This is a genomic window from Streptomonospora wellingtoniae (assembly GCF_031845375.1).
Classification (GTDB): domain Bacteria; phylum Actinomycetota; class Actinomycetes; order Streptosporangiales; family Streptosporangiaceae; genus Streptomonospora; species Streptomonospora wellingtoniae.
The window spans coordinates 1-255 of record NZ_JAVREK010000097.1 but is presented as its reverse complement, the minus strand read 5'-3'; the positions used below and the strand labels follow the sequence as shown (position 1 = coordinate 255).

Annotated in this window: 1 pseudogene; it reads left to right on the top strand. The window is 70.2% G+C overall.

The features are described 5' to 3' along the window. Positions 1–21 precede the first annotated feature (21 nt). A pseudogene (locus RM446_RS24775) lies at positions 22–255 on the top strand (hypothetical protein); the annotation flags it as partial.

Here is a 255-nt window from a genome sequence, read left to right as displayed (position 1 = left end):
AGAGCCTGGGTGGGAGTGGTGATGGGACAAACCCCGACCGTCGATGACGGCATGGCGGTCGTCTACGACCGGGTTGCCGGAATCGACATCGGCAAGAAGGAACTGGCCGCGTGCGTGCGCACCCCCGTCGGCGGCGGCCGGTTCGCCTCGCGCACCCGCACGTTCTCCACGGTGACCGCGGGGCTGCTGGAGTTGGCCGCGTGGTTGGAGGCCGAGCAGGTGCAGGCGGTGGCGATGGAGGCCACCGCGACCTAC